Here is a 7,494-nt window from a genome sequence, read left to right on the forward strand (position 1 = left end):
GGCTGGACGATGCCAGTCACTCCCGCGCCTGCGTTACCCGATTCCGCCCGCCTCGCTTGGCTTCATACAACGCCTCGTCCGCGCGGCCGTAAGCGTGCTCGAACGGGCGGCCCTGCGGTGACCAGCTCACGCCGAAGCTGGCGGTGACCTCGCGGTTGACGGGGGCAGGGAAGCGATGTCCGGCGATGGCCAGACGCATCTGGTCGGCCAACGTAGCGGCCGCGTCGATCGTGAAGTCGGGCAGCAGCGCAGCGAACTCCTCGCCGCCCATGCGTCCGATCACGCCTTCCATGCGGACCGTGTCCTTCAGGCAGGCCGTGACGCCGCAGATCACCGCATCGCCCACGGGGTGGCCGAAGTCATCGTTCAGGCGCTTGAAGTGGTCGATGTCGATCACGATCAGCGCCAGGCTGCCGCGCGCCAGCGCTGCTGTGGCGCGGTCGATGACGGCGCCGCGGTTGAGCGCGCCGGTCAGTGTGTCGTGCGTGGCGCGGTATTCGAGTTCCTGGGCCAGTTCCTGCAACCGGTGGTTGAGCCGGTTCATTTCCAGCTCTTCGCGGTCGCTGCGCCGGATCAGGCGGCGCGTCTCGCGCATCAGCCGCTCGTAGTAGCTGATGAGCTGGCCAAGGGTGTGACGATAGGCTTCCTCGCCCGCGTCGACATCGCAGAACACGGACCTGGCGTGGGCCAGAACGCTGTTCTCCGATTCGAACAGATCGGGTTCGGGCATGGTGGCGACGGTAGCGAGAGGGGGATTCAACTGCTGGTCGTCACTTCGTCGATGAAGTCGATGGCGGGGAAATCGGCGTGCAGTTCCTGGCCGAACTCGAGGATGGTGTCGTCGTCCTCGTCGTGGAACCAGTGCAGGCGGATCGCGTTGCCACGTTCGGCGGCCTCGTTCAGCGCGTCGAACATGCTGAACAGCATCTTGGTGCTGGAGCTGTTGAAGTACGTCAGCGCGACGTTGACCGTGACGGACGCGCCATCGCAATCGGACAGGTACTTGCGCAGGCGCGTGACGGCTTCGCCGTAGAACACGGCGGCATTTTCGGGGTAGGACTCACCCTTGAGCGAAAGAACGTGCCGCGTGAAGTCGAAGCTCACTTCGGGCGAGCTTGGCGTGGCGGCGATGAACAGGTTTTCCATGGCGGGCTCTTTCCGATGGGCTCAGATGGTGGCGACGAGCTGGAACATCGTCGAGACCGGATCGGAGTCGATCGGCTGAAAGTTGTACTCCAGAGGGGCGCTGGCATCGCGCGCCATTGTCAGGATGCCGAGACCGGCGCCTTTGCTGCCCTCCGGCACCTCGGCCCGCAGGGTTTCCTTGTAGGCGCGCTTGATCTCGTCGAGCGTCATGGTGCGCACGCGTTCCAGCGTGCCGCGCAGTTGCGCCACGCGCGCGGTGGACACCGGGTTCGAGCACATCAGGCGGTAGTGCTCGTCGACCATGCTGATGCAGACGGAACCGTGGCGCAGATGACCGTCGGCTTGCGATGGCGATGTCAGCGAATCGGACGAGTAGTGCACGATGTTCTGCGCCATCTCCACGAACGACGAGAAGAGCTTGCGGCGCGTGGCGCCGTCCACGCCGCTGACGGAAAGCTGCAGGCGCACCGCGTCGGACATCGCGGCGATGATGTTCTGCGAAAAATAGCCGACGTAGTAGAAGATCACGTTGCGTTCCCGAGCCATCGCGAAGAAGGGCTCATATTCATTGTCAATCGATTGTGCGGCGGTCATGTGTTGGCGAATGGGCGCGGTGCGGCCGGATGGCGTCACGGCGCGCGGAAACAGAAGAAAGTCAGGTCGTCGCGTCGGCGCTGCGTGCCTTGCCAGTCCCGGTGGGCATCCTGCACGGCCTGGCTGATCTGCGTCGCTGATGCGGCGCGATTGGCGCAGATCGCCTCGCGCATCCGGCGCTTGCCGAAGGCGATTTCCTTCGGGCCGCCGATCTGATCGATCAGGCCATCGGTGGTGACGAACACCAGCGTGCCGGACGTGGTCGGAACGGCGTTGTTCTGCCACGTGAATGCCATATCGGTATCGACGTAGCCGACACCCATGCGCGCGCCGTTGACCATCTCGCCTTCGGCGTCGGCGGGTTGCAGCACGAACAGCGATGACTTGGCGCCGGCGAAGGTCAGTTGGCGCGTGGCGTTGTCGAACCAGAAGAAGGCCGCGTCCATGCCGTCGTCGGATTCCGACGCGCTCGGTGATTCACGCGGCTCGCGGTCGTTCTGGCCGAGCATCTGCTTGATGCCGCGATTTACGGCCATCAGCAGCGCGCCGGGGTCACGCGGGCCGATCTGCTCGATGGCCTGCGTGAGTAGCGACGAGGCGATCAGCGTCATGAATGCGCCTGGCACGCCGTGGCCGGTGCAGTCGGCCAGCGCGGCGAACCAGCCGTCCTCGAAGGCGGCAAAGTGGTAGAAGTCGCCGCCGACCACGTCACGCGGTTCCCATACCAGTGCGGCGTCGGGCAGCGTGGCGCCCAGCATCTCGCGCGAGGCACGCAGCATCGCGCGCTGGATCGTGCTCGCATAGTCGATGCTGTGCATGATCTGGCGATTTCGCTCGGCTTGCATGTCCGCCACCACGCGCATCAGTTGCAGACCTTGCCCCAGGCCGATGTACTGGTCGTCGCGCGCGATGATGAAGCCGTCGGCCAGCGCCTTTTCACCGTATTCCACGGTTCGGAACGTCAGTGCGTCAATGCTCATGGCCGCGTCGACGATCAGCGGCTCCTTGTCCATGAACGCGATGCAGCTTTTGCGGTTGTAGAGCTCGCGATGATAGGGCTTGCTCATCTGCGACAGAAAGATCGACCGATTGATCAGGCCGATCGGCTTGCCTTGCTCGGTGACGGGCAGGCAGGCCAGGTCGCGATGGGCGGCAAAGACCTCCAGCACATCCTGGTTCGTCTGGTCGGTGGTGACAGACGGGGTCGGCATGGCCAGGTCTTCGGCGCATGGCTGTCGGAAGCGCGGACGGGCAGCGGAAGGGTCGACCAGTACGCCAGACATGACGGGAGGGACACTGTGTGGAAAGTGGCCCAGAGTCTAGGCAGGCGATATGACGAATCCGTGACACTTTGGCCCCGAAGGCCAATGTTGCTTCCCTACTGGCGGGGGATGGTGGGCGTAGCGCTTTGGGGAGGGGGGGCGACCGTCAGCCGCCACCGCTCGGGCCGACGGCAACCGACGGCTCCGCGTCGGCCAATGCCGAGCACCCCATCACCCGGGCCAGCAGAGGCCAGCGTTGCGCGGCGGCCACTGTTTCCACTTCAATTTGCTGGTCGAAGTACTGCTGCGCGTCGAAGCCGTCCACATGCTGGGCCAGCATGTCGATGTCGCTGTAGGCCGTGGCCGCCTTGCGGGACCCGATGGGTTTGCTCATTGCTGCTCCACCCAGACGCCGTCCGGTGTGTGAATCACATAGCCGTTGGTTCGTTTCATCGTCAGCGTCGCTTCGTTCTCGCCGACCATCTGGGTCTGCGGAAGATCCTCGACGTAGTGCGCCAGATCGGGCGCCCCCTGGCGGAACGGGCTGTCGGCCACGAGATTGAACACCAATTGTGACAATCCGAAGAAACTCGTCGGCGCGTCGATGGTTACCGGCTGCGGCGTTGCCGTGGTGGGCAGGCCGACCAGTTTGACGCCCACGGGCACGTGGATGATGTTGGGAGTGGGAATCTCGCGCAGCCCCGAGATCTGGTTCTTGTCGCCGCGTAGCGCCGCGCCATGCTCGGGCACGAAGATCACCACGGCCTTGCGGCCGGACTTGCTGATGGTGTCGATGATCCGGTCGACATCGTCGAGCAACGTCTTCAGGCGCAGCGGGTAGGACTCGATGCTGGTCAGGCGCCTGTCGGGCAGGCGATTGCCGTCGTGCAGCGTGACCGTGTTGTAGTAGAGCGCCACGGGGCCTTTGTCCTGCGCCAGGTGCTGCTTGTACCAGTGGTCAAAGGTATTGAAGTCGTCCAGGATCGGCGAGTCGTCGAAGGCGCGCATGGCCACCGGCACGCCGTCGGTCGATTCCATCTTCACGCCCTGAATGCCGATCTCGGTCTCCACGTAGTTGCGGAAGTTGTCGAAGCGGCCATCGTGGTTCATCAGGATGCGCGGCGTGAAGCCGGCCTGGGCCAGATCGGCGAACAGGTGGCATTCGGCGGGCGCGGGGTCGTACAGATCCTTGTGCGGCTGCTGGCCGCATGACGCGCGCAACAGGCGGATGGCGGCCGGACCGCTATAGCTGGCGGCGGAGCTGAAGTTCTTGAACAGGTAGTCGAAGCGCGACAGCAGTGGGTGATTGAGGCTCTTGGCCGCGTCAAGGTCATCCCACGACAGCGAGCAGATGTGCAGCACGATGATGTCGAACTGCGCGTCAGGCGTTGCGGTGAGCGGCGAGAAGGTGGCGGTGCGCTGGGCTTCCTGCTGGCGGAACGCGGCCAGGATGGCGTCGTAGTTGTTGGTGGCGTTGATATCCGCGCGCGGCGATCCGTCGGATTGCGCTGTTGCTTGCTGAGCCTTCGCGCCCGGCAGCGTGATACCCGTGCCATACCAGATCGGCATGGCGATCAAGGCAAGCAGGACGAACGTAGTGGTGCGAATCCATCGGTTGATCAGCAGGTATACCAGGACCACCAGCACCACGGCCACCACCATCTCCACCGGCACGAAGCGCTGGAATAGCTCCACCAGGTATCCGGGCGTGAAGGTGCGGATGTTGGAAAACTCCGTGAGCAGGCGCGCGAACGGCGGCAGCGTGGATTCCCGCCACGCCAGCGCCGCGCCGGCGCCGATGGCGATGACCTGCCGCAGCACCCGCAGAATGCGCGACTCGAGCGGTATCACCAGCAGCAGGGCGAAGACCAGGTTCAGCAGCCATATCGGTTGCATCTGCCCGGTATGGAACAGGTAGATCTTGGCGAGGAAGTAGAGGTTCCAGAGTCCCATGGGGTCTCGCTTAGGGGTTCGGGGCGGTCAGGGCAGACGTGAGCGGCGTCGCGCGGTCACCAGCTCGACGGCATCGACGAAGGCGTCGTAGAGCCGCAGCAGGCCCTGATAGCCCATTTCAACGACTTCCTTGAAGCTGCGCAGCGGGGCATCGACGCGCTCGTCGTCGAGCCAGTCGATCCATGCGTCGGCGCGGCCGAACGTGCACTGGATCAGCTGCGCTTCGCGCTCGACGCTCAGATCGTCCATGCGCACCCCAAGGTGGCGATTGATATTGCGGGTGACCACGGCGGGGAAGTGATAGGTTCGCGATCCGCGCGACAGACATACGCCCACCGGCGCGCCCTCGACCAGTGGCACGTCGATTGGCAGCACCATGCCCAGGCCACCCATCGAATAGTTCTCGGTCTTGCACGCGATCGTGCGGCCATCGGGCAGCAGCAGAGTGGCCGGCACGCGCATCGGGATACGGTGCGACACGCGTACCTGCCGCGCCTCGCGGGCCACGCCAACGGCAGCGCCGAGCATGATGAGGTTGAACGTGGCCCATCCCATGTTCATCAGCACGGTGGCCGGCTCTTCGGTGCCCCAGAACAGCAGGCGGAGCACGCCGAATACAAGGCCGGCCACGTTCAGCGCCAGCAGTACCAGATAGGGCTTGGAGATAGTCCAGTCCAGATAGTCGTCGGCAATCTGCCCGCCCTTGGCTGTTACGTTGAATTTGCCGGCGCGCGGATTGATGAAGGCCACCGTGGTGGGCAGCACGATGTACCACGCCAGCACGGACTCGTAGACTTCCGCCCAGAACGAATGTCGGTAGCGACCCTGAAGTCGCGAGTTGGTGACGTTGGCGATCAGCAGGTATGGCAACACGTAGGCCATGATCATCAGCGCCGACGTATTGATCACGTGCAGCCCGAAGTACAGATACGCGATCGGCATGGTCAGGAAGATCAGCCGTGGAATGCCGTAGAAGAAGTGCAGCATCGCATTGCTGTAGCACAGGCGCTGGAACAACGTCAGGCCCTTGCCAAGCAGCGGATTGTCCAGACGGAAGATCTGCGCCATGCCGCGTGCCCACCGGATGCGCTGGCCGATATGGCTGGACAGGCTTTCGGTGGCCAGCCCGGCGGCCTGCACGGTACGCAGGTATGCGCTGTTGTAGCCACGGCGGTGCAGTTTCAGTGCAGTGTGCGAGTCCTCGGTGACGGTCTCTACCGCGATGCCACCGATCTCGAGCAGCGGCGCGCGCTTGATTACCGCGCAGGAGCCGCAGAAGAACGTGGCGTTCCAGAGGTCATTGCCGTCCTGGATCAGGCCGTAGAAAAGGCTGCCTTCGTTCGGCACGCGGCGGAAGGTGTCGAAATTGCGTTCGAACGGATCGGGCGAGAAGAAGTGGTGGGGCGTCTGCACCAGCGCGCACTTCGGATCGTCCAGGAACTCGCCCATGGTCATCTGCAGGAACGAGCGCGTGGGGATATGGTCGCAGTCGAAAATCGCGATGTAGTCCCCGCTGGTGCGCGGCAGCGCCTGATTGATATTGCCGGCCTTGGCATGGCGATTGTTGTCGCGCGTGATGTAGCCCACGCCCGCCGCTTCGGCGAACTCGCGCATCGCCGGCCGGCGGCCGTCGTCGAGGATATAGACGCGCAGCTTGTCGGCGGGCCAGTCCATGCTGCGCGCCGCGTACACCGTCGGCTGGACCACGGCGAGTGATTCGTTGTACGTCGGGATAAAGACATCGACGGTCGGCCATAGAGACGAGTCAGCCGGCAGCGGCTTTGGCTTGCGGTGCAGCGGCCAGGCGGTCTGCAGGTAGCTCAGCGCGAGCACCAGCCACGTGTAGCACTCGGCTGCGTAGAGCAGGTAACCGATCACGGCCTCGGTCGTGGTGGCGAACTGCAGCGTTTGTGTGGAGCGCCACCAGATATAGCGCACGGCCATCAGCATGGAGACGGCGATCATCGTGATCGTGGCCAGCCGCCCAGGAATGCGCCGCACGACGATCAGTATGGCCCAGACCACGGCGAACATCAGCATCTGGCTCGCGAACGTCAGCGGCGTGGTGCCGATGACGACGGTGGCGATGGCTGCGATGATCATGGAGATCGGCAGGACAAATGGAATACGCCCGACCTGCGCGGCAAGTGACTCGAGCGAATAGGCCACTCGATTCCAGTCCGGTCGAGGCAGGATCGACAAGAATTGGTGGTGCAGTCGCGATGTCGTATTCCAGACGGGCTCGAGTACCCGATCGAGCCAGCGGCGCAGCCAGTTGTCGCGCTCCGGATCGGCCATCGAACGCTGCTTGCGCGGATCGGCAGCCAGTCGATGTCGAGGTTTTGGGGGGCGGATGAACAGGCGCCACAGCCACGCGCCCGTGCTTTGGCGCTTGCCGATGCCGAGCCGGGTCATGGCGCGTTTGTGAACCTGCGCGGCCCATTCCGCCGGGATGTCGCGCTTGCCCGGCCGAGGCGGGCGAAAGAACAGGCGGAGCAGCCAGTTGCCGGCATTCGCGGTGCGCGCCACGCCGAGCGCC

General features: G+C 64.3%; 7 protein-coding genes. All 7 read right to left on the reverse strand.

All coding sequences use genetic code 11. The features are described from left to right. Nucleotides 1-16: 16 nt before the first annotated feature. Entirely contained in the window at nucleotides 17-730 is a 714-nt protein-coding gene (locus tag D769_RS04350) for a GGDEF domain-containing protein (protein ID WP_008642441.1), read from the reverse strand. A gap of 26 nt (nucleotides 731-756) precedes the next feature. Then, on the reverse strand, nucleotides 757-1,146 hold the full coding sequence (locus D769_RS04355; protein WP_008642444.1) for a DUF1987 domain-containing protein: 390 nt from the start codon (nucleotides 1,144-1,146) through the stop codon (nucleotides 757-759). A 21-nt stretch (nucleotides 1,147-1,167) separates the two neighbouring features. Next, entirely contained in the window at nucleotides 1,168-1,740 is a 573-nt protein-coding gene (locus D769_RS04360) for a SiaB family protein kinase (RefSeq protein WP_008642446.1), read from the reverse strand. 35 nt (nucleotides 1,741-1,775) lie between these two features. Beyond that, nucleotides 1,776-2,951, reverse strand: a complete 1,176-nt coding sequence (locus D769_RS04365; protein WP_008642448.1) for a SpoIIE family protein phosphatase — start codon at nucleotides 2,949-2,951, stop codon at nucleotides 1,776-1,778. Nucleotides 2,952-3,168: 217 nt separating this feature from the next. Next, entirely contained in the window at nucleotides 3,169-3,396 is a 228-nt protein-coding gene (gene bcsR / locus D769_RS04370) for a BcsR/BcsP family cellulose biosynthesis protein (RefSeq protein ID WP_008642451.1), read from the reverse strand. Beyond that, nucleotides 3,393-4,955 (reverse strand): cellulose biosynthesis protein BcsG, encoded by a 1,563-nt coding sequence (gene bcsG, locus D769_RS04375; RefSeq protein ID WP_008642453.1) that lies wholly within the window; start codon nucleotides 4,953-4,955, stop codon nucleotides 3,393-3,395. Before bcsG ends, bcsR begins: the two co-directional genes overlap by 4 nt. 27 nt (nucleotides 4,956-4,982) lie before the next feature. After that, nucleotides 4,983-7,494: UDP-forming cellulose synthase catalytic subunit (gene bcsA, locus D769_RS04380; protein WP_008642454.1), on the reverse strand; the 2,512-nt coding region annotated here is incomplete at its 5' end.

The sequence above is a fragment of the Cupriavidus sp. HMR-1 genome (genome assembly GCF_000319775.1).
Lineage (GTDB): Bacteria > Pseudomonadota > Gammaproteobacteria > Burkholderiales > Burkholderiaceae > Cupriavidus > Cupriavidus metallidurans.